The organism is Cellulosilyticum ruminicola JCM 14822 (genome assembly GCF_001311925.1).
Classification (GTDB): Bacteria; Bacillota; Clostridia; order Lachnospirales; family Cellulosilyticaceae; genus Cellulosilyticum; species Cellulosilyticum ruminicola.
Genome location: NZ_BBCG01000007.1, coordinates 15,883 through 37,390 on the forward strand (window position 1 = coordinate 15,883; position 21,508 = coordinate 37,390).

At 32.6% G+C, this 21,508-nt stretch carries 19 protein-coding genes; 7 read left to right on the plus strand and 12 right to left on the minus strand.

Annotation, left to right across the window (positions count from 1 at the left end):
• Positions 1–44: 44 nt before the first annotated feature.
• Complete coding sequence (gene metA / locus JCM14822_RS03745) at positions 45–950, minus strand: homoserine O-acetyltransferase MetA (RefSeq protein ID WP_054739800.1); 906 nt, start codon at positions 948–950, stop codon at positions 45–47.
• 66 nt (positions 951–1,016) lie between these two features.
• Positions 1,017–1,790, minus strand: coding sequence for a GTP pyrophosphokinase (locus tag JCM14822_RS03750; RefSeq protein ID WP_330377300.1), 774 nt, complete (start codon positions 1,788–1,790; stop codon positions 1,017–1,019).
• Positions 1,791–1,972: 182 nt separating this feature from the next.
• Between JCM14822_RS03750 and JCM14822_RS03755 the strand changes: the two genes are divergently transcribed.
• A complete protein-coding gene (locus JCM14822_RS03755) occupies positions 1,973–3,502 on the plus strand; it encodes a putative polysaccharide biosynthesis protein (protein ID WP_054739803.1) in 1,530 nt (509 codons plus the stop codon).
• Between the two features lie 58 nt (positions 3,503–3,560).
• Here JCM14822_RS03755 and JCM14822_RS03760 read toward each other — a convergent pair whose 3' ends face one another.
• Positions 3,561–4,883 carry a replication-associated recombination protein A gene (locus tag JCM14822_RS03760; RefSeq protein WP_054739805.1) on the minus strand — a complete coding sequence of 441 codons (1,323 nt, stop codon included), beginning with the start codon at positions 4,881–4,883 and terminating at the stop codon, positions 3,561–3,563.
• Positions 4,884–5,132: 249 nt separating this feature from the next.
• On the opposite strand from JCM14822_RS03760, the gene JCM14822_RS03765 reads away from it, so the two are divergent.
• Positions 5,133–5,819, plus strand: a complete 687-nt coding sequence (locus JCM14822_RS03765) for a TrmB family transcriptional regulator (protein WP_054739807.1) — start codon at positions 5,133–5,135, stop codon at positions 5,817–5,819.
• A 22-nt stretch (positions 5,820–5,841) separates the two neighbouring features.
• Positions 5,842–7,092 (plus strand): diaminopimelate decarboxylase, encoded by a 1,251-nt coding sequence (gene lysA / locus JCM14822_RS03770; protein WP_054739810.1) that lies wholly within the window; start codon positions 5,842–5,844, stop codon positions 7,090–7,092.
• A gap of 524 nt (positions 7,093–7,616) precedes the next feature.
• Here lysA and yajC read toward each other — a convergent pair.
• Both yajC and tgt read right to left on the minus strand, forming a co-directional pair.
• Positions 7,617–8,009, minus strand: coding sequence for a preprotein translocase subunit YajC (gene yajC / locus JCM14822_RS03775; protein WP_054739812.1), 393 nt, complete (start codon positions 8,007–8,009; stop codon positions 7,617–7,619).
• A gap of 18 nt (positions 8,010–8,027) precedes the next feature.
• Entirely contained in the window at positions 8,028–9,158 is a 1,131-nt protein-coding gene (tgt, locus tag JCM14822_RS03780; protein WP_054739813.1) for a tRNA guanosine(34) transglycosylase Tgt, read from the minus strand.
• A 221-nt stretch (positions 9,159–9,379) separates the two neighbouring features.
• On the opposite strand from tgt, the gene aroC reads away from it, so the two are divergent.
• Positions 9,380–10,477, plus strand: coding sequence for a chorismate synthase (gene aroC, locus JCM14822_RS03785; RefSeq protein WP_054739815.1), 1,098 nt, complete (start codon positions 9,380–9,382; stop codon positions 10,475–10,477).
• 303 nt (positions 10,478–10,780) lie between these two features.
• Complete coding sequence (locus tag JCM14822_RS03790; RefSeq protein WP_054739817.1) at positions 10,781–11,038, plus strand: hypothetical protein; 258 nt, start codon at positions 10,781–10,783, stop codon at positions 11,036–11,038.
• A gap of 71 nt (positions 11,039–11,109) precedes the next feature.
• Here the strand turns inward: JCM14822_RS03790 and JCM14822_RS03795 are convergent, their stop codons facing one another.
• From JCM14822_RS03795 to JCM14822_RS03805, 3 genes are all read right to left on the minus strand, one after another.
• Entirely contained in the window at positions 11,110–11,715 is a 606-nt protein-coding gene (locus JCM14822_RS03795) for a hypothetical protein (protein ID WP_054739818.1), read from the minus strand.
• A 29-nt stretch (positions 11,716–11,744) separates the two neighbouring features.
• Entirely contained in the window at positions 11,745–12,911 is a 1,167-nt protein-coding gene (fliB, locus tag JCM14822_RS03800; RefSeq protein ID WP_054739820.1) for a flagellin lysine-N-methylase, read from the minus strand.
• Positions 12,912–12,995: 84 nt separating this feature from the next.
• Positions 12,996–13,202, minus strand: coding sequence for a hypothetical protein (locus tag JCM14822_RS03805; RefSeq protein ID WP_054739821.1), 207 nt, complete (start codon positions 13,200–13,202; stop codon positions 12,996–12,998).
• 103 nt (positions 13,203–13,305) lie between these two features.
• Here JCM14822_RS03805 and JCM14822_RS03810 point away from each other — a divergent pair, with 103 nt between their 5' ends.
• Complete coding sequence (locus JCM14822_RS03810) at positions 13,306–13,611, plus strand: hypothetical protein (protein WP_054739823.1); 306 nt, start codon at positions 13,306–13,308, stop codon at positions 13,609–13,611.
• 775 nt (positions 13,612–14,386) lie between these two features.
• Here the strand turns inward: JCM14822_RS03810 and JCM14822_RS03815 are convergent.
• Entirely contained in the window at positions 14,387–15,121 is a 735-nt protein-coding gene (locus JCM14822_RS03815; protein WP_054739826.1) for an acyl-[acyl-carrier-protein] thioesterase, read from the minus strand.
• Positions 15,122–15,589: 468 nt separating this feature from the next.
• Between JCM14822_RS03815 and JCM14822_RS24395 the strand changes: the two genes are divergently transcribed.
• On the plus strand, positions 15,590–15,778 hold the full coding sequence (locus JCM14822_RS24395; protein ID WP_242861387.1) for an IS110 family transposase: 189 nt from the start codon (positions 15,590–15,592) through the stop codon (positions 15,776–15,778).
• Between the two features lie 257 nt (positions 15,779–16,035).
• Here the strand turns inward: JCM14822_RS24395 and queA are convergent, their stop codons facing one another.
• The 3 genes from queA to JCM14822_RS03840 form a co-directional block, all read right to left on the minus strand.
• The gene (gene queA / locus JCM14822_RS03825; protein WP_054739830.1) at positions 16,036–17,058 is read right to left on the minus strand and encodes a tRNA preQ1(34) S-adenosylmethionine ribosyltransferase-isomerase QueA; all 1,023 of its coding nucleotides are present in this window, start codon (positions 17,056–17,058) and stop codon (positions 16,036–16,038) included.
• Positions 17,059–17,401: 343 nt separating this feature from the next.
• Positions 17,402–19,204, minus strand: a complete 1,803-nt coding sequence (locus JCM14822_RS03835) for a pyruvate formate lyase family protein (protein WP_054739834.1) — start codon at positions 19,202–19,204, stop codon at positions 17,402–17,404.
• 540 nt (positions 19,205–19,744) lie between these two features.
• Positions 19,745–21,325: a SpoIID/LytB domain-containing protein gene (locus JCM14822_RS03840; protein ID WP_054739836.1), complete on the minus strand. Its 1,581-nt coding sequence runs from the start codon at positions 21,323–21,325 to the stop codon at positions 19,745–19,747.
• Positions 21,326–21,508 lie beyond the last annotated feature (183 nt).

Sequence of the window (21,508 nt, forward strand, 5' to 3'; positions counted from 1 at the left end):
ATTAGTTACTCTGCTCCATATGTGAAAACTTTCATATTCTGAACTTATTCTAAATTAAATGGCGTTACTTGATATACATAGTAATTTAACCAGTTTGAGAAAATTACATTAGCATGTGAACGCCAACAAACATTGATTCCATCTTCTCTACAATCATTTCTAAAATAATTTACTGGCATTTTAATTGGTAAACCTTTTTGCAAATCTCGTAAATATTCTTCTTCTAAAGTTCTAGCTTCATATTCTGCATGCCCTGTTATAAAGATATGCTTACCATCTCTAGAACACATTAATGTTGGCCCTGCTTCCTCAGACGTCAATAAGATTTTTAACTCATCACACTTTTCAATATCATTTAATCTTACTTCGCTATGTCTTGAATGTGGTATGTAAACGATATCATCTAAACCTTGAAGTAATTTTTCAATATTTACAGCATGATGCTCATAAATACCAAATCTTTTTTCTGATAAACTATACTTAGGAATATTGTAGTGATAATAAAGCCCTGCCTGTGCGCCCCAACAAATATGAAAAGTTGATGTCACATTGGTGTTGGTCCACTCCATAATTTCTTTTAATTCATCCCAATAATTCACTTCTTCGAAGGGCATTTGTTCTACAGGTGCCCCTGTTATAATCATGCCATCATATCTCTTATGCTTAATCTGCTCAAAAGTTGTATAAAAAGTTTCTAGATATTCCCTAGAAGTATTTTTACTTTCATGCGATTTAGGACTTAATAACGTAAGTTCGATTTGAAGCGGTGTATTGCTTAGCAGCCTAATAAGCTGTACTTCTGTTTCTTTCTTTTTAGGCATTAAATTCATAATAACAATTTTAAGCTCACGAATATCTTGGGTAATCGCTCTTGCTTCGTCCATTACAAATATATTTTCTTTTTGCAATATTTCTATTGCTGGTAATGTATTTGGTACTCTAATTGGCAACTTTACTCTCTCCTCTTAAATAGTTTAGTAACTGCCTTTCCCCTCTAGAATAATAACCTTATTTCTTTATACAGTATGCTCTAAACTTTCACTAAATTCTTTAAGCTTATGCATATCTCCTTCTTCCCATAATGTCCAAAACATTTCATAAAGCTCATTCATATCCTTTTTATTTTTCTTTTTATTTAAAAACTGAATACTACTAAATATATCTCCAATTAAGTTAGATTCCTGTTGGAAGGATTCTTGACATTTTAAAACTTCCTCACGAATCTCAGCCATTTCTTGATCTAATAAAAACGCTGCTTCAGCGGCTTTGTTTAATCGTTCTTGAATTTCTTTAGGCATATTTTGTTTATATTTATATCTTAAAGAATGCTCAATAGTTGCCCAGAAGTTCATGGCAAGTGTACGAATTTGAATTTCAGCAAAAATCCATTTTTCACCATGTCCTGTTTGCACAGGATATTTAATAATAATATGGTAGCTACGATAACCACTGCTCTTAGTATTTGTAATGTAGTCTCTTTCCTCTACAATAACTAAGTCTTTGTGATCTCTTGCTCTTATAATATCAATTACTTTATAGATATCTTCTACGAACTGACACATAATACGAATCCCAGCAATATCTTCAATCTTTTCTTCGATTTCATCTTCTGGAATTTGTTTCTTTTTTGCCTTCTCCAATATACTAGATATTTTCTTTACTCTACCTGTTACGAACTCTATAGGTGAATATTCATCTAAACTTATAAATTCACTTCTAATACTTTTAAATTTCACCTTGAGTTCTTCTACTGCTTGTGTATATGGTAATAAGATTTGTTTCCAATTCATTACTTCCACGATGACTTCACCTCCACTTAAAATCCCCTATTGCTTATTATATCCAATTCTCTATTTATTCTCAACTATAACCCATCCTTGTCTTAATTTTTTATGGATAAGCTTCATATTTTTATTTATTTTTTCATAGATTGTACTAGTGTTATTTTATTAGCCAAAGAAAGGAGATTATAATGAGTAAAAAATCATTAATAAAAGGAACCCTTATTTTAACTATTGCCAGCCTCATTACACGTTTACTCGGCTTTGGATTTAGAATTTATCAATCCAATGTTATGGGGGCTGAAGGTATGGGACTTTATCAACTTCTCTTCCCTATTTATATGCTCCTTTGGGCGGCCTCCTCTGCAGGAATCGCTTTAGCAATCGCCAAGATGGTTGCAGGAGAAATAGCAAAAGGTGAGCAAGGTAATGCCATACATATATTAAAAACCTCTCTACTTATTTCACTTCCCATTAGTTTAATACTTTCATCTTCACTCTACGTATTTGCCCCATTTATTGCGACTTACTACATTCACGAACCCGTTACAACACTCTCACTTAAAATACTTGCTACTTGCATTCCTTTTATGAGTACTGCCTGCTGTATACGTGGCTATTTTCAAGGTCTACAAGAAATGTCCATTACAGCCCTTGCACAGATTGTAGAGCAATGCGGTCGTATGCTTGCCATTTACTTTTGTGCCAGTTTTTTCATTTCTAAAGGCATTGAATTCATATGTGCTTTAGGTGTAATTGGTATGTGTGCTGGAGAAGTTTGTTCACTTATTTTATCTTATAGTGCCTTCTACCTTAAGAAGCGTAAAATCAAACAAACGCCTATTACGCTCCATACACATGCTACCTTTAATACACTTTTAGCTTTATCTATCCCCATTACAGCAAATCGTTTTCTCACTTCAGCCTTGCAGTCACTTGAAAATATATTAATTCCTATTGGCCTTCAAAAATTCGGACTTTCTTCAAGCAGTGCATTAAGCTTATATGGTGAATTTAGTGGCATGGCTTTACCTCTTTTATTCTTCCCATCTATGGTAACTGCTTCTTTATCCACAGCTTTAGTTCCTGCTATCTCTGAAGCTGTTGCTATGAACAACAAACCACGTTTACAACGTACACTGTCTATGTCTATTCAGTTTTCTTCATTAATCGGTATAGGGGCAACTGCTTTGTTCTTAGCTTTTCCAAGAGAAATTGGGTTAGCCTGTTATAAACTCGAGGAAGTTGGTTCACTCCTTAAATTACTTGCTATTATCTGTCCATTTCTCTATTTACAAAGTATCTTAACAGGTGCTATGAACGGCTTAGGCCTTCAAAAGAAAACCTTCCAAACAAATATTGTAGGCTCCCTACTTTGTATATTAACTATTCAAATGCTAGTTCCTCAAAAAGGTATCATTGGCTTTGTAATCGCCATGCTCGTTCAATCTGGTGTCATTAGTTGTTTATTACTCTGGCAAGTACTTAAAAACATTTCTCTTTCTATTAATCTCATGGGCTGGATTATTCAACCATCCATAGCTAGTATAGCCAGTGCTTTAGGTGCTACTTTTATTTATCGTACTTATATTGCAACTTGCTTTTCATTAATATCTGGTACACTTTTAGGAATCCTATTACTTGCTATTTTTTATATTGCCCTACTATTTGCTTTAAAATGCATTACAATTAAAGACGTAAAAAGCTTTATAGGTGCTTAACTCAAAAAAGAAGGAGCTGCCGTAAAGTTAATAATCATTTCGCGGCATCCCTTTCTTTTTATTTGTGTCCTTTTCTCTCTTCCAGCTTCTCTTGCATTTCTTTCTCATAACCTTCATCAGTTAAGATATAATATTTTTTATCCACTAATGGGTCTGGTAAATACTGCTGCTCTACATAATGATGTGGATAATTATGAGCATATAAATATTCCCCACTACGTTCTAATGTTTGTAAATTACTATAATGATGATTTCTAAGATGATTTGGGACACTACCAATATCACAAGATTCAATATCACTTAACGCACTATTAATGGCATTATAAGCCGCATTACTTTTAGGAGCTGCTGCCACATATAGTGCCGCTTGACTAAGTATAATGCGTCCTTCTGGCATGCCTACCTGCTCTACAGCAAGCATAGCATTAGTCGCTACTACAAGGGCCATAGGATCAGCATTTCCTACATCTTCACTAGCACAAATAACAATACGTCTTGCAATAAACTTAGGATCTTCACCGGCTGCTATCATACGAGCTAAATAATGGGCTACAGCATCCGGATTACTGCCTCGCATACTCTTGATAAACGCAGAAATTACATCATAATGATTGTCACCTTTTTTATCATAATGCAAGGCTTTCTTTTGCATGCATTCTTCTAATACAGCTACTGTAATATGAATAATTCCATCTTCACTGCGCTTAGTTGTCATGACTGCAAGTTCTATAGCATTTAATGCACTTCTCGCATCTCCTGCTGTACGCTGAGCAATATATTCTAAAGCATCTTCTGTAATATCTGCCTTATAAGCTCCTAGCCCTCTTTCTTTGCTACTAATAGCTTCTCTAATAATCTCCTTGATATCCTCAGCTGTAAGTGGTAAAAGTTCAAAAACTAAAGAACGTGAAATAAGGGCACGATTCACTTCAAAATATGGATTTTCAGTTGTTGCCCCAATTAATATAAGCGTGCCATCTTCCGTATATGGCAAGAGTGCGTCTTGTTGTGCTTTATTGAAACGATGAATCTCATCTACAAATATAATGGTTTTCTTACCTCTCATACCTCTTGTTATTTTTGCATCTTCTACTGCTTTTACAATCTCACTCTTTCCAGCTGTTGTAGCATTCAATACAATGAAATTTGCCTTTGTTGTATTGGCGATTACTTTTGCGATTGTTGTTTTTCCTGTACCTGGTGGTCCATATAAAATAAGTGATTGGAGCTTATCAGCTAAAATGGCGCGATACAATAACTTATCTTTTTCTAAAATATGTTTTTGCCCCACAATTTCACTTAATTTAGTAGGTCGCATACGAGATGCTAAAGGTGATTCTTCCTGTCCTTTTTTTTCATTCATATATTCAAATATATCCATATTCTACCCTCTCTAAAATCCAAAATATACTTTCTTTATTATAAGAGATACACTATTTAAATACAAATTACAATGTTTCTTCTTGTTTTAGTTTCTCAAGACAACTTCTCAATTTTTGTTGTTTTTTAAGAAACTTTTGTCATATAATGTACTATAACATTATATTATTTATATTTTCTATATTTTATTGACATTGGACACTATTTATTTTATAGTAGTACTAAACAAAACTACTATTGGAGAATTGCAATGCATTTTAATGATACACTTTACAAATTAGGTTTTTCACCTATTGAAGCTACAGTCTTTATGACACTCTGTAAACATGGCAGTTTAACAGGTTATGAGGCCAGTAAATTAACTGGAATTTCTCGTTCAAATGTTTATGCTGCTTTGTATAGCTTACAAGACAAAGGAAAATGTTTTGCCTCGGAGGGGGAGCCTACAAAATATATTCCTATTTCAAAAGAAGAATTACTTCTTACAACTAGACGAGAAATGGAACAAACACTTTCAGAAATTGAAGCACACTTTCCAAGACCCGTAATTACCAATGAACCTTATTTAACAATCCGTGGTTATGAACATGTGATTCACAAAATTAAAAACCATATTTTACTCTGTGAATCTCATCTTTATATTATGAGTACATTAAGTGATATCACTTCACTCCAAGACGAGTTAATTCAAATCAGTAATAACCATAAGGTAATTGTTATGTGTGATGCGCCACTGGATTTAGGCCAACATATAAAATCCTATGTGCATACCCGTCCAATTGAAGGATTTTATATGATTATCGACACTAAATCAGTCATCACTGGAGATTTAAATGGAGAAGATGCCCAGTGCCTTTATTCTACAAATGAATCACTTGTACACCTTATGCGTTCATCTTTTAAGACTGCACTGGATATGATTAATTTACAAGCTTAAGACTATTTTGAGGAGGATAATTATGCATACTTTACATGGTATTTTTACACAAGAAACAAACTTTTACAAAGGTCATGATGTTTATCAATTAATTGAACAATTCGGAAGTCCACTTTATGTGTACAATGAAGATATTTTAAGAGCACGTTGTCGAGATATGAAACACTTAGTAAATTATAAAAATTTTATCCCTCACTATTCTATTAAAGCAAATACGAACATTCATTTATTGCGTATTGTACATGAAGAAGGTTTACACGCAGATGTTATGAGTCCTGGTGAAATCTATTTGGCTCTTCAAAGCGGTTTCAAACCAGAAGAACTCTTCTTCATTCCAAACAACGTTACAGCTAGCGATATGCAATTTGCTATAGATCACGGCGTAATGACAAGTGTTGACTCATTAGATCAACTCAAACTTTACGGTGAACTTAATCCAGGCGGAAAAGTTGCTATCCGCTTTAATCCTGGTGTAGGTGCTGGACACCATGAAAAAGTTGTAACAGGTGGTAAAAAAACAAAATTCGGTGTAAACCCAGAATATATTCCAGAAGTTAAACGCATTCTTGAAACTTACAATCTTACTTTAGCAGGTATTAACCAACATATCGGTTCACTCTTTATGGATTATGCACCATATATTGCAAGTCTTGATTCTATCTTAAACATTGCCAGACAATTCGAAGACTTAGAATTCATCGACCTTGGTGGTGGATTTGGTATTCCTTATCATAAACAAGATGGCGAAGCTCGCCTCGATATTAAAGCTTTAGGTGAAAAACTTGATCCAGTACTCAAAGCATTCTCAGACGAATATGGTAAAGAAATTCAATTTCAAATCGAGCCTGGCCGTTATATTCCATGTGAATCAGGTTTACTTTTAGGAGAAGTTACTGCAACTAAAACAAATGCTGAGCATAAATATTTAGGAACAAACATTGGATTTAATACACTTCAAAGACCTATCATGTATGATTCTCACCATGATATTGAACTTTATTCAAAAGAAGTAAAAAATCCACCAGTTTCACCACTTACAGTAGTAGGTAATATTTGTGAAAGTGGCGATATCTTAGCTAAAGATCGTATACTTCCAGAAGCTTGCCGCGGCGATCTCATCGCTATGATGGATGCAGGTGCTTATGGTTACTGTATGGCATCATGCTATAATCAACGTTTCAGACCAGCTGAAATTCTTATTGAATCAAATGGTAGCATAAGACAAATCAGAAAGAGAGATACTTTTGAAGATTTAATTCACAATATGCAATAAAAAGAAGAGGATATATCCTTATGGCTAGAGGGAGATGTGAAAGGCGATGAGCTATTAGGATTGAAGATCTAGTAAATTATTAAGATAGAAAATCTGATAAACTATTACTGCGTGATTATGCGAAAAATCTTCTACATTAGATAAATAGGAAAAGCCATGATAAAAAACTAAATATTTTTATCATGGCTTTTTATTTTGGGACAAAAAAAGAAGGCCATTGGGGTCTGACCTTCTTACCGTTCCGTTCATATTTTATAAACAGGAAAATAGATATATTATGGGGAGATTTTATAAGCAAGATTGCTCTTGCTTGATATATATACTACACTATTTTTTTTAATAAAGTATTAACTCATATTTAATATTATATAGATATTTGTTCCTTGTTTGTAAATAAATGTGTTATAGTTTATTTTTCTTTAACTTACCTTAATTTTATACTGTATTTATGTATAAATTATTCTACTTAGTGTAATAAAAAGCTGCTATGATCAAACCAATCATAACAGCTTTTTTACATCTTACTATTTTTTAATTTCGTTTCCGTTTTCATCAACTTCAACTTCTACATATTCGTATTCTACCTCTTCAGCTTTTTTACCTACTGTAAGATTTGGTTCTTGAACTGCTGCTATAGCAATTTTTTTAACTGGAATACGTACACCTTTATTAAGTCCAAATTCAATAATGAATACATCATTAACGATATCTACAACTTTACCATACATTCCTGAGTTTAAAAGTACGTGTTGACCTACTTTAATACTATCTTGCATTGTTGCAACTTCTTTTTCTCTTTTTCTTTGTGGTCTAATAATTAAGAACCACATTACTCCGAAGAATACCGCCATATAAGCTACTGTTACACCAATACTCATGATACCGCCACCGGCAGTTGTTAATAAAACTGTGTTCATTTCTGATTCCTCCATTTATTATTTATTTTGTTTGTAACCTTCTAAACGCATTTTTTTGTATTTAGCGAATTCACCTTTGTCTAATGCTTCTCTGATTTCAGTCATAAGATTGTTGAAGTAATATAAGTTATGCATTACACATAAACGCATACCTAACATTTCTTTTGCTTTTAATAAATGTCTAATATAAGCTTTGCTGTATTTTTGACATGTTGGACATTTACAATCTTCTGCAATTGGTGTCATATCATTTTCATGTTTTTGATTAAATAAATTAATTTTACCTTGATTTGTATAAACATGTCCATGACGTCCATTTCTAGCTGGTAATACACAGTCGAAGAAGTCAATTCCACGGTCTACAGCTTCTAAAATATTTTCTGGTGTTCCTACACCCATAAGATAAGTTGGTTTATTTTGTGGGAGATATGGTACAACATGTTCAAGAACATTATACATTTCTGCATGAGATTCACCTACTGCAAGTCCTCCTACTGCATATCCTGGAAGATCGAATTCGCGAATTACTTTAGCATGTTCGATACGAATGTCAGGGTGAACCCCACCTTGGTTAATACCGAATAACATTTGCTCTTTATTTACTGTATCTTCAAGACTGTTTAAACGATTCATTTCTGCCATACAACGTTTAAGCCATCTTGTTGTACGTTCTACAGATGGGATAATGTAATCACGTTCTGCTAATGCTGGTGGACATTCATCGAATGCCATAGCAATGGTTGAACCAATGTTAGATTGTATTTGCATACTTTCTTCTGGCCCCATGAAAATCTTTCTACCATCTATATGTGAAGAGAAGTATACCCCTTCTTCTTTGATTTTACGCATTGCTGCAAGTGAAAACACTTGGAATCCGCCTGAATCTGTAAGGATTGGACGATCACAAACCATAAATTTATGAAGTCCGCCTAATTCTTTAATAAGCTTATCCCCTGGTCTTAAATGAAGGTGATAAGTATTTGATAAAACAACTTGTGTGCCAATTCTTTCTAAATCTTCTGTAGAAAGTGCCCCTTTGATTGCTGCTACTGTGGCAACATTCATAAAAACAGGTGTTTCAATTACCCCATGTGGTGTATGAAAGCGTCCTCTTTTTGCACGGCCTTCTACTTTTAGTAATTCATACATCTAGTATCTCCAATCTTTTTATACTCTAATCTAGTGTACAAGAAATCACTTACTTTTTCAACAATAGCCCCTTTATTTTTAATACTTTTTATTTATGCTACTAACATTCATATTTATTATGAACATTAATCATTATTATAAACACTTCTCATTGAAGAATTATAGGGGTTTATGTTAAAATTATCTTTATTTACTACTATTTTAAGAAAGGAGCATAATATATGTCTGGTTCAATTTTTGGTAAAATGTTTCGCGTTTCTACCTTCGGTGAGTCTCACGGCCCCGCCTTAGGTGTTACTATTGATGGTTGTCCTTCTAATATACAAATCACTTTAGAAGATATTATGAAGAATATGGATCGCAGAAAACCTGGTAATGGACAAATTGGTACAACTCGCAAGGAGGATGACCTTGTAGAAATACTATCAGGTACTTTTGAAGGTGCGACAACTGGTACACCTATTGCACTACTTATCCGCAATAACAATCAAAAATCTCATGATTATAGTAATATAAAAGATGTTTTCCGTCCTTCTCATGCTGATTATACCTTTGATCAAAAATATGGTATTCGTGATTATCGTGGTGGTGGCCGATCTTCTGGCCGTGAAACTGCAGCTCGCGTTGCAGCTGGAGCCATTGCTAAACGTTTCTTAGAGGAGCTTGGCATTACAGTTACAGCTTATACACGTTCTATAGGGCCTATAGAAGTTAACGATGCTGAATTCAATTTAAATGAAGCACGTGAAAATCCAGTTAATATGCCAAGTAATAAAACAGCACAGCTTGCACTTGATTATATTGCTAAAATGCGTACAGAAAAAGATTCTGTAGGTGGTAGTGTAGAATGTATTATTAGCGGTGTGCCTGCTGGAATTGGTGAAACTGTATTTGATAAACTCGATGCTACTTTAGCTTATGCCATTATGGGCATTGGTGGTGTGAAAGCCTTTGAAGTAGGTAGTGGCATAGAAGCTTCTAAGCTTCAAGGTTCTGAGTATAATGATGCCTTCTGTATTCAAGATGGCAAAGTGGCTAAGAAAACTAATCATTCAGGCGGTATTTTAGGGGGTATGTCTGATGGCACCGATATTTTCTTTAAAGCACACTTTAAACCAACACCATCTATTGCACAAATGCAACATACTATTAATAAGAACTTAGAAGAAACAACCATTGAAATCGTAGGGCGTCATGACCCAGTTATCGTACCACGTGCTGTGGTTGTAGTAGAATCTATGGCTGCCATTGCCCTTGCAGATCTCATTCTCTGTAACTTAGGTTCTAATATAAATACGATTCTTAAATTATCTAAATAAGATAATTATCCCGTTAATGCTTATAGCCTATAAAAGGATTACTAACTATAGTAAATACTTTTATAGGCTTTTTTATTTTCCTGCTATATATTTAAACTTATAATTATCTTATAATTTTAAGTTTTCTGATTTCAATCGAGCCATTTTCTTAGAATCAGTATATAGGAAATATAAATGTACATTTAAATACTTTGTCTAAAGATAGTCTCTTAAATGGAGCTTATCCTACTTTATTCATAAGCCAGATCTTTTAGGAATGAGATTTTAGCAGTACCATTTTAAAACAAGAATCCAAGGTACTCTATGAAGAAAACATCACTTAATATTTACCGTGCTGCTTTATTTCTTACTAAATCTAAAGATATAACTTTAACACCTAGCGGCTTTACTTGGACGAAAGCTTATCTCCTCCACTTTGGAGATGTAACAGCTAGTAAGTATGCTATTAAAACAATCGACAGAGAAAATTATATATTCCTAGAATGGAAAAGTGGTGATTATATCACTGGTAGATTAAATAAACCTTATTATTATGTTTTAAAGAAAACAGGAACTAACTAATCACATCATTTCTAAAAATATGCAAAAGGATATCAGCTTACCTAATAATCAGCTATCCTTTTGTAATGTTATTATCTTTTTACTCTAATGATTTTAAAGCGATTATTTTCTTCTACGATTTTAATACGGAATGCCTTACGAATACCTTCCATACTTCTTACTTGATTAATAAGTCTTACATTTTGTGTATCTACGATGCGTTCAATCATTGGATAAATATCTTTTCTCTCACCTTCTGTAAGTCTTGATTTAAAGCAGTAAGTATTAATTGTTTTTAATGTATCTAAGATTTGTTGTTCTTTGATTTTAGTTATATCTGCAAGTACCCATGTATACTCTTTAGTTTTTACAACACTATCATAAGTTTGTTTAAAGAAATTCACGAATGCATTATCTTTTGTTGCAGTTGCTTTTGCAAATTTACCAAGTTTTAATTTAAGTTCGTTTTTAAGATAAACAATTGTATTAGCTTTTACAACTTCACCCATTGCCATTATATTTTTTTCAATAAACTCATAAGATTCTTGTGCTTGCTTTTCATCTAAGCTGCCAATTTTACAAAGTTCACGCATTTTGTCCATGTAATCTAAAAGATTCTTTTTTGTATTAAGTACTTTTCCTTCGCCTACTTGTTCAAAGATTGCCTCAGCTGTTAAGCCTTGTAATTGTTGTTCCATATTAACTCCTTTTAGCTATAGGTTAAAACCTATTTCTTTTGTAATTTAAGTAATTTATACATATAGATTTCATTATGATCAAATACCTTTGAGAATGCTTGAATGAAGCTTACAACAGTTTCAGGTTGTAAGACTTCATTACTATTACCTATGCCTATTAAATGTGCGCAAATAAGATTTTTGTAAATCTCAATCTTTACGAGACTTTCTAATATAGTCTCTCCATCTAATGGTACTAAACGTTCAAAGATATAGTTTGAAAAATAGTTTTCTAATATATATCCATATTTTACCATAAATTCATCTAAATACTGTGCTTTACTCTTTTGCATATTAGTACTTGCAAGTTTTAAATCATCTGATTCTTCAAGTCCTAATCCTTTTAATAAATCATTATAATATGCCTCATAAAAAGTAGAAGGCCATTTCTTCTCTGCACGTAAGGCTTTAAGATTTAATACTAGCTCTAATGCTTTATCTTGCCATTTCTCTTTAAATGGATGTTTTAAAGCTGCTGGTAATTTATTTGTCTCTTCATAAGCCTTTATAAGTGCTTGGATCTCTTTTAAACTTTGTTTACGTGCTAATAGGTCTAACTTTAATAAAAAGTCTTCTACATCACTAAAGCGTGTCTCAAAACTTTTATTTTTATTTTGAAGCAGTCCAATTAATACATTTCTAATAGCTACTAAATAGTCTTGCCACTTTTGTGGTTTCTTTTCATTTAAATTAATCTTCGCACTTATTTTATACTGATTAGGCGCATTTTCTAATGTATTTAACTTAAAGCCTGCTTCATTGAGCAAAATCATATGTGCAGCTTCTGGACATGAAAGTGCAATAGAATACTCCATATGTTCCCCGATTTCATTAAAAGTACGAGGAAAAAGTGTACATGTTTCACTTAAGTAATTTTCACCTAAGTTTGTATAAATATCACACCAGCCTTCTTTAGATAAAAAGGCACAACGATTGTTTTTAAGTTTAATCTTGGCTGCATGTTCTTCTGATGCGTTTTTAGTCACCAATTCTTTATCTAATCGTTTCTTCATAGCTGGATTTTTTACTTTTTTATACTTTTTTAAAGTCGCTTCATCAATACCAATGTACCAACCCGCACAACATGTATCTTCACATTTGGCACCAATACATTTAAAGTCTTCTACCTGACTTGGCCCTATCACTTTACCTTTCATCCTAAAGTCTCCTCCCCTTAAGAAAGGGCTGCCCCTAGAGCAAGGTCTTAAGCCTTACTTTAAAAGCATCCCCTTAAGTCATTTTTATAAACTTTGATAAGCTTCTTTAATTTGTTCAAGTTCTTCGTAATCGAATTTTTTCGCAATATAACTTGCTTGATCCACACGTCTTAAAGATTTGCTAAGTTGTTCTTCAAATCTTTCAATATCTCTTGTTTCGTCTTTTGGAATACAGCTTAATCTTCTACGAATACTAATAATCTCTTTAATTAAGGCTTCTTTACTGCTCATAACTTACTCCTTTAAATCTTATAAATTTATACATGTATTATTTACATATTCATCTATTAATTTGCTTAAAATAACGCATTTTTATGCGTCTGGAGGTCTTACTTTGTCACATAAAAAATTTATTGCAGTTTGTTCTATCTTTCTTATCATAGGTTATTTCTATGTTACTGTAAAAGCTGCCTACTTTATGCCTAATCATAAAACAGTCGATTTAACACCGATTTTAATAAAGGCACAGCTTACAGACGGGGATTATCAGCTCATTTATGAACAAACCGCTATTGCCAAACCCCTTTATGAAGAATTAAAGACCCTGCCTAATTTTACAGAAAAAATGCAAACATTTCAAGCTGACTACTTGAAAAAGAAAAATGTGAAATGGATTTATATGTGCGCCTATTACCTTTGAAAAACATCTTACAAATCCATTTGATGACTATATACAAGGCTTTGAACTTGCCCCTTATCATAATGGTTATATTATTCTCTTTACAAAAGCCGCCCATTCTTTTGGATGGCATCACGGCCATGCTGGCATTATCGTTGATGAAAAATATGGTAGGACCTTAGAAGCTATTAGCCTAGGCAAAGGCTGTAAAGAACAAAACATTGAAAAATGGCAGTATTCCCCCACCTTTAAAATGATGCAGCTTAAAGATACTTTCTTACAGACACATGCACAGATTGCTTCTTATGCCAAGGACACGCTTAAAAATACGACTTATCATTTACTAAGCTATCCCTATAAAGATATGAACTTTGTCCCTACAAAAACCCAATGTGCCTTACTCATTTGGCAGGTCTTCTATCACTTTGGCTATGATTAAATACCTATAATCATCTTTTTATCACACCCAAAGATTTAGCCAGTATCCCTCTTTTAGAAGTTCTTTAAATTTATGGCTTTAATCCAAAAAAGACATGGTGATTCAATATAAAAGAAAATCTTCTTTCTATTCAAGCCTTACTTGTCGATCATTTATTAACTATACTTATCTTTAATCCTGACCATCCAATATGCAAAAATTATATTTTAGTCTATAATCTTGATTCACAAAAATTGATTTATTGCTATAGTTTATCTCCTGCTCCTCCTTATAACTTCTAGCTATAAATAAGCTCTAAAATATAAAAAAGAAAGGACGCCTTTTACATCATCTGTAATACGTCCTTTCTCTCTATTCTCACTCTCTAAATGTCATATGTGCCGTAAAATAATTTATCTTATTATCTAGGCTTACACCAGCTACTCTATATCCTGCTTCTTTTACAGTCCCTAAAATAACTTTTATTTTATCTTGATACATAACAGGCTTATTATAGTTAATTTGCAGACTTTCTACTTCTCGTTCTCTATAAAAATCTAAAGGTAACATATCCAAAATCCACTTCACATACTGTACATTATTCATATGACCATTTACATCAAGATCTGAATAACGTGCTTTACGAATTTCTTCTGCAACAATGTTAGTTGGTATTCCCAACTTTGGAAGGATTTCACCCTCATACTCTCTAACCATTGTACCATTTCCTATATTGTCCGTAATACGTAATGGACGCCCTTTATCTGCATCTAACAACATATAGTTCATTATAATTTGCCCTATTATTTCATTTGATTCTCTCATGATGTCAGTTTTCCTTATAACAAAGAACTTCTGACTACCAGCTAGCCATGTATTTAGACTAACTTTTTCCTTCCACTGAATAGTCTTATTTAAGATATACTTAACTCTGGATACTACCCAATAATAAGTAGGCTTCAATTCATCTTTATAAAATCCTACTCCTATTAAATCTGCATGATGTATCGCAATGTTTTGCATATTTTTTGCAAGCCCTAGAAAATTAATGTTTCCCAAAAAATCTACATCTTCAAATTCTACCACATAATCTTCTTTTAACTCTATATCCATTTTTCTCTCCCTAGTATATTAAAGTCATAGCTAAAAAAGCTATGCTAATGATTTATAAACAAGATATCTTTTATGAAAGTATTCTCCTCTAGATATCATAAAAACATCTGACACATTTTGAATAAATTCCATTCTAAATGTATAGATATTCATCTCGACTTATTCTAAAACATACAGTATGATAACCATTGGATAAAAAGAAAAACGTTCTCCCCCTAAGAAACCTTTTCTATGAGGTCATACCTGTATTCTTAGACAGTCAATCCATTCAATGAAAACTTATGTTTTAGCTGGTTGGAAGCCTATAAGCTATACCCGTGTCACATGCCAGGTTGTGTATTCATTGTCATCATCGACCCTATCTCGAAAGGAGCTTATTCTATATCCAAAAATAATTATACTTTTATTCAACAAATTCATCTTTTAGACTCCATTAATGGTGTAGGCTTTTTATCTGCTGTTACTATCATGTGCGAAATAGGTGCTTTCAGCATATTCAAGAGCCCTAAACAACTTTTTGATTATGGTATGGATCCTAAAGTCAATGAATCTAGTAAGTTTAAGGGTACAGAGTGCCCTATGTCCAAACGTGAATCACGTATTGCTGTACGAGTAATCTTTGCTGTTGCTCTTGGTGCTGTATTGCCTAAAGTTTGAATATCATTTTTGCAGTACTTAGGGATGGTAAATCATTCGAACTTTATTCTCCTAAAGAACATCGTCAAAACTATAAACCACAACTCACACTTATTGCATAAACATGCATAAGCAATAGTGAATATAATAATTTTCCAACTCTTATCAATTGATTTGAGTTTATTAAGGTTACCCTTTTTTAAAAAGTAACCTTTCCAATATTCAAAAAGATTTTTTAGCAATTACCATTGACACTAACTAGCTGGTCTAAGCTTAGGTTATTTGATGAACATAGCATCCCCAAAGCTAAAGAAACGATACCCTTCCTTCACAGCTTCATTATAAGCTGCTAATACATGTTCCTTCCCTGCTAATGCACTTACTAACATAATAAGTGTAGATTCTGGTAAGTGGAAGTTTGTAATAAGTGCATCAATACATTTAAATGTATATCCTGGATAAATAAAGATATTTGTCCAACCACTACCTGGTTTAATCATTCCATTTTCATCTGCATTAGATTCTAATGTACGTGTACTTGTTGTCCCAACTGGAATAATTCTGCCGCCTGCAAGTTTAGTTTCATTGATGATCTTGGCATCTTCTTCTTCAATAATATAAAACTCTGAATGCATTTCATGTTCTAATACGTCTTCAACTTTAACTGGTCTAAATGTACCAAGGCCTACGTGAAGTGTTACATAAGCAATTTTTACTCCCTTTGCCTCAATCTTAGCAAGTAATTCCTTTGTAAAGTGAAGTCCTGCTGTTGGTGCTGCTGCACTTCCTTCATTTTTAGAATATACTGTTTGATAACGTTCTTTATCCTCTAATTTCTCGTGAATATATGGTGGTAATGGCATCTCTCCTAGCTGATCTAATACTTCTTCAAAGATACCTTCATATTCAAAACTTACAATACGTTTACCATCTTCAATAATTTCTTCTACTGTCGCTTTTAAAAGTCCTTCACCAAATATAATTTGATCGCCAACTTTTGCTTTTTTCCCTGGTTTTACAAGTACTTCCCAACGTTTTTCATCTTTACGAGTAAGTAATAAAAATTCTACTTTACCGCCTGATGGACGTGCACCAAATAAACGAGCTGGAATAACTCTTGTGTTATTAAGTACTAAACAGTCACCATCTTGTAAATAATCTATAATATCATAAAAATGTTGATGCTTTGTTTCACCGCTTACTTTATCTAATACCATAAGTCTGGAAGTTGTGCGATCCTTAAGCGGTACTTGTGCAATTTGTGCTTCCGGTAAATCAAAGTAAAAATCTGATGTCTTCATAATCTTCTCCTAAGTCCTTTATCTATTTCATGTAATTTTATCTATTGTTTTGTATTTAACGCATCTTTGCGTCTAGAAAATAATAACACTTAGACCAATACTTATCAAGCACCCCTATTTTTCATCTACAATCTAACAGCTTCTTTAGCCATAAAAGAAAAACGTTTAATATAATTAATATTTCCTCTGTAGATTACTTCTCTATATAAAAGTGCTTCCTCATATTCATACTCTTCGCCTAACAAAAACTTATATAGCCCCTTTTCATTCTTAAACATCACCTTAAAATCAGGTTCCAATCTAAGCTTTTTGTCTGATACAGTCAATTTGCCATCATTAAATTTTAAAGGTATCTACCACCTCGTGAATTACTATATCCTCTTAAAGCAGTCTGTAAGAAATTTTGAATCCAAGTCGTATATTCTAATATAATTTTCTCACTTATGTTATCAAAGTCTATCTGTATATATGCCTTTTCATCTTTTAAAGTTTCCAGATTCTTTTCAAAGCTACTTCCAGATTCACTAAAAATCTTTTGTTCTACATAAGCTAATAATTTTGCTGTTTCTCCTATACCATACTTTCTAATTCTAACATCAGCATAAATACTTCCACCATTTATCAAGTCCGACCCACGTTCCAAACATCCCTTACTTAATATTGCTGCAAATGGCCATTGTACTTTGGCTTTAATTACTTCTTCTTTCGCCTCTAATGAAGCAATACTTTGTTTGATAAACCATTCTCCTTGTTTTTGAAAAGCTTTTAAAAATTCTTCAAAACTATCTATATTTTCTGCTTCACCAGTTAAAGGACCCCATTGTTTTCTCCCCGTTTCTTGCCTTCTACCATTTCTTAATGTCAGTTTAAATATATCTCTCACATCTATGCATAATTTTTGACTACCTTCATAACTAAGTCCTGTTCTAGCCAATATGCCATCAGCTAATACTGCATAATTACGACTACTTTCAAGTCCTACGCCTTTTCTAATAAGTTTTTTAATACTTTCACTATCTTCCTGTATAATAATTGGAGCTTCATTACTTATAGTTTCAGCATATTTTATGTACTCATCTACATTTTTATCCTTATGTATTCTTACATTTACAACTGGAATTTCTTCTTTTAAACTTTTTAAAGCCCTTAAGAACAAATAAGTTACTGCATTTACACCATCTTCTCCTTTTTCATTTATGCCACCTAATGTTATTCCTAAAGTACTTTCCTCTTTGAGATTTTTACATTCATATAACTTAGTACATAATTCTTTTATTAAATAAAAAGCCTCTTCTCTTGTGACTTTGCCCATTAATAAATCTTTTTCATAATATGGATATAGTATTTGATCTAACCTTCCCAAACTCATGCCATCTAAACTATACTCTGCTCCCATAGTGATGATGCAAAACCATATGCACTGAATCGCTTCATAAAAACTATCAGCTGCTTGAGCTGGGATTTTGCTGCATGTTCTTGCCATTTTAAAATAAATTTGTTTTTGCAATTGATTTTCTGTTTCTTCACTTAATAGCTTTGCTTTTTCTCCAAGATTTACTACATATTTTAAAAGCCCATCTCCTATTTCTTTAATACTTTCATAAAATAAAAGTTTCTCTTCTGTTGACTTATTGCCATTAATGTTTAAACTACGTGCTTTAATATCTTTTGATTTATCATCCACTTCCTTTAATATTTTTTCTAGACCTTGTTCCAAAATCATTCTAAAATCAGGTATAAAACCTCTATATTCTTCTATCTTACAAAATCCTTGATTCATAAATTCTACAAGCTGTTGGGTATTTTCATTATTCGTAATTAGATAAGTTGCTAAATCCCTTTTCATCCAATAAGGAAAAATATCTTCATTAAGTTTTCTAACTTCCGTTTCTTTAAGCCCTTTCATTCTTAAACTCCGCCAAATAGCTAAATCACCAATTTCAGGATACAAATGAATGCCTTTTAATTTCGAAGTTAAAGTCCCCATAATAAGATTACATTCTCTAATAATAGGCTTTTTATGACTCAAATAATAATTTATAGCTTTTGCAAATTGTAATTTTTCATTTTCAATCTGCCCTTCATTATTCCTTAAATATACTGTAATATAATCTGCACGTTCAATACATAGTTCACATGACGCCATAATTAGTTCTCCTCCTCTTTGCTCTAAGCTTTATCTCACTCTTCCTTTCCTTAATCTAATTATTATATTATAATTTTTAGAATTTTTCATCTTTTTATAAGTAAAAAATAGAAAGATTAGCCCACAAAAAGGCTAGTTTTTAAAACTACTTTACATCATTATGGTATAATTAAGAAAAAAACAAGGGGAAATTTTTATGTTTCGTAAAAATACAGTTCAACAACTTAATATTCAAGATCCAACAATTAATCTACCTAAATATCTGCGCAAAAAGTATGAAAAGAAAACAGGTAGAGACTTGATAAAATAAGAAATAGAAGCTCTTGCTGCGCTTATTGAAACAGAGATGAACCTTGATGGCAAAATGCTTCGTATGGATTCTATTATAACTAAGTTAGAATAGCTGTTAGGACATTCCATCATTTTAAATCTAATTACTACTATAAAATAGGGGAGTATCTCTATCACTTTATAAGATACTCCTCTATTTTTACTTATTTATTCTGCACTTAATTACCACTAAACAATGACTATTTTTTATTAATTAACACTTACACCTGTATAATAATATTCTAATATATCTTTATATGAGAAACCTGCTTGTGCCATTCCTTTTGCACCACTTTGAGACATCCCTACCCCATGTCCAAATCCTTGTCCATAAACCGTAATATCTCCCCAAACTGTTTCTGTATTATTATTGGCTGTCTCTATTACAGTTTGTGTTGTAAGACTTCTCATTTGAGTTGCCGATTGTACTGCAAATTTATCAGCTAGAGTTCCCATATTAGTAGCTGTCATAACCATTAAATTTTTACTAGGAAGGGTCGATTTCCCATTTGCAGAAATAACAGTTACTTCATTATTACTTGTTTGAGCAGCAGCTACTGTATTTGTATTTATATTTCCTAAGAAACTAAATAACCTGCTCTTTAAAGAACCACCTTGACTACTGCTAAAAAAACTACGTATTTTTTCATCGTTTACAGTATAAGTTCCATTTGTTCCTAATATGTTCAGCTCTTGCACGCGTCCCGAACTTGTACGACTTACAATTTGTACACCTTTTGCGCTACCAATATTTACGCCATTATTTGTAAGGCATTTATTAATTTCACTTAAAGTAATTGTACGTGTCCAAGGTTTTTGTGAGGGCTCTGTTTCATAAGTATCTTTAACCGATTTTAAATAAGGCACTTCACTTCCCCACACATTTTGGGCATCCTCTGTTGTGCCACCACTTGTTGAAAAGTATACAGCTTCTGCTACATTGCCGTTATAACGAATCACTTGTCCATTTGTAGCATTAACTGCTTTATTAGTAGCAGCTGTTTCTGCTAAATAACCGCCATATACCTGTGTTGTTGTTGTATCGATTACATTATAACCACTTTTAGCAAAACGGTTATATTGAAAGATTGCTATAGATCTTGCTGCTACAGCTTGGGCTTTTAATGCCTCTTGAGGCCATGATGATGGCATTTCTTTCGGCACTACTCCAAATAAATATTCTTCAATATCTACAATATTATACGGTGTAAGGCCCGATGTTCCACCCATTCCAATAGCACCACGATATTTCTTATTGTCCTTCACTGTTGTAAGTGATAAATTACTTGCTTTATCATAACCTCTCATTACAAGAGGCTTCTCATCTTCATTACTAATCAAAAGTAATGTACCAGAATTACTATAAATAGCAATGCTTCTTGTAAAGTTTTGCCCTCTATTTAAATCATCTTCATTATTCGTTGTATAAACACTATAAACAGATGGTCTAATATAAACTGGTACAGTGCTATTTCCATGATTTATAGCATATTCTTTTGCATCATTAAAATTATTAAATGTTACACCTAAATCATATAAACTTTCTTTATTTAAACGCACTGTTATTTGATTTGCATTTAAAACACCTTCTACTTGAAATCCTCTTTCATCATAATATCCAATCTGTATATTAGAATCACTAGATAAGTTAACACTTGCTACGTTTTTATAAACTGATTCTAAGCCTACCTTAATTATTTCTGGTGTCTTAGAATAAGCCAATGTATAAAAACAGCAAACTACCATAAAACCTATAATGCTTATTAGGCTTTTCTTTCGTGCTGCTCGCATTGTCTCGTACTCTCCTCCTCTTGTATAATAAAGCCAATTGCTGATTTTATTATATAGAAATGTTTACTAAAAATCTACAACTTATGCTAATCTACTTTTTATAAAGTTCTCTTAAATTCTACACGTTTGTTATTATGTCTTTTTTTAATTAAAATATCCCTCTATCATAAATACTTAACGACT

Coding starts and splice junctions, on each gene's coding strand:
- yajC (WP_054739812.1), bottom strand. CDS start 8,009: ATGAACACAGTTTTATTAACAACTGCCGGTGGCGGTATCATGAGTATT.
- tgt (WP_054739813.1), bottom strand. CDS start 9,158: ATGTATGAATTACTAAAAGTAGAAGGCCGTGCAAAAAGAGGACGCTTT.
- JCM14822_RS03760 (WP_054739805.1), bottom strand. CDS start 4,883: ATGGATATATTTGAATATATGAATGAAAAAAAAGGACAGGAAGAATCA.
- lysA (WP_054739810.1), top strand. CDS start 5,842: ATGCATACTTTACATGGTATTTTTACACAAGAAACAAACTTTTACAAA.
- JCM14822_RS24395 (WP_242861387.1), top strand. CDS start 15,590: ATGTGCGAAATAGGTGCTTTCAGCATATTCAAGAGCCCTAAACAACTT.
- aroC (WP_054739815.1), top strand. CDS start 9,380: ATGTCTGGTTCAATTTTTGGTAAAATGTTTCGCGTTTCTACCTTCGGT.
- JCM14822_RS03815 (WP_054739826.1), bottom strand. CDS start 15,121: ATGGATATAGAGTTAAAAGAAGATTATGTGGTAGAATTTGAAGATGTA.
- JCM14822_RS03805 (WP_054739821.1), bottom strand. CDS start 13,202: ATGAGCAGTAAAGAAGCCTTAATTAAAGAGATTATTAGTATTCGTAGA.
- JCM14822_RS03835 (WP_054739834.1), bottom strand. CDS start 19,204: ATGGCGTCATGTGAACTATGTATTGAACGTGCAGATTATATTACAGTA.
- queA (WP_054739830.1), bottom strand. CDS start 17,058: ATGAAGACATCAGATTTTTACTTTGATTTACCGGAAGCACAAATTGCA.
- fliB (WP_054739820.1), bottom strand. CDS start 12,911: ATGAAAGGTAAAGTGATAGGGCCAAGTCAGGTAGAAGACTTTAAATGT.
- JCM14822_RS03765 (WP_054739807.1), top strand. CDS start 5,133: ATGCATTTTAATGATACACTTTACAAATTAGGTTTTTCACCTATTGAA.
- JCM14822_RS03750 (WP_330377300.1), bottom strand. CDS start 1,790: ATGAATTGGAAACAAATCTTATTACCATATACACAAGCAGTAGAAGAA.
- JCM14822_RS03795 (WP_054739818.1), bottom strand. CDS start 11,715: ATGGAACAACAATTACAAGGCTTAACAGCTGAGGCAATCTTTGAACAA.
- JCM14822_RS03790 (WP_054739817.1), top strand. CDS start 10,781: ATGAAGAAAACATCACTTAATATTTACCGTGCTGCTTTATTTCTTACT.
- JCM14822_RS03840 (WP_054739836.1), bottom strand. CDS start 21,325: ATGCGAGCAGCACGAAAGAAAAGCCTAATAAGCATTATAGGTTTTATG.
- JCM14822_RS03755 (WP_054739803.1), top strand. CDS start 1,973: ATGAGTAAAAAATCATTAATAAAAGGAACCCTTATTTTAACTATTGCC.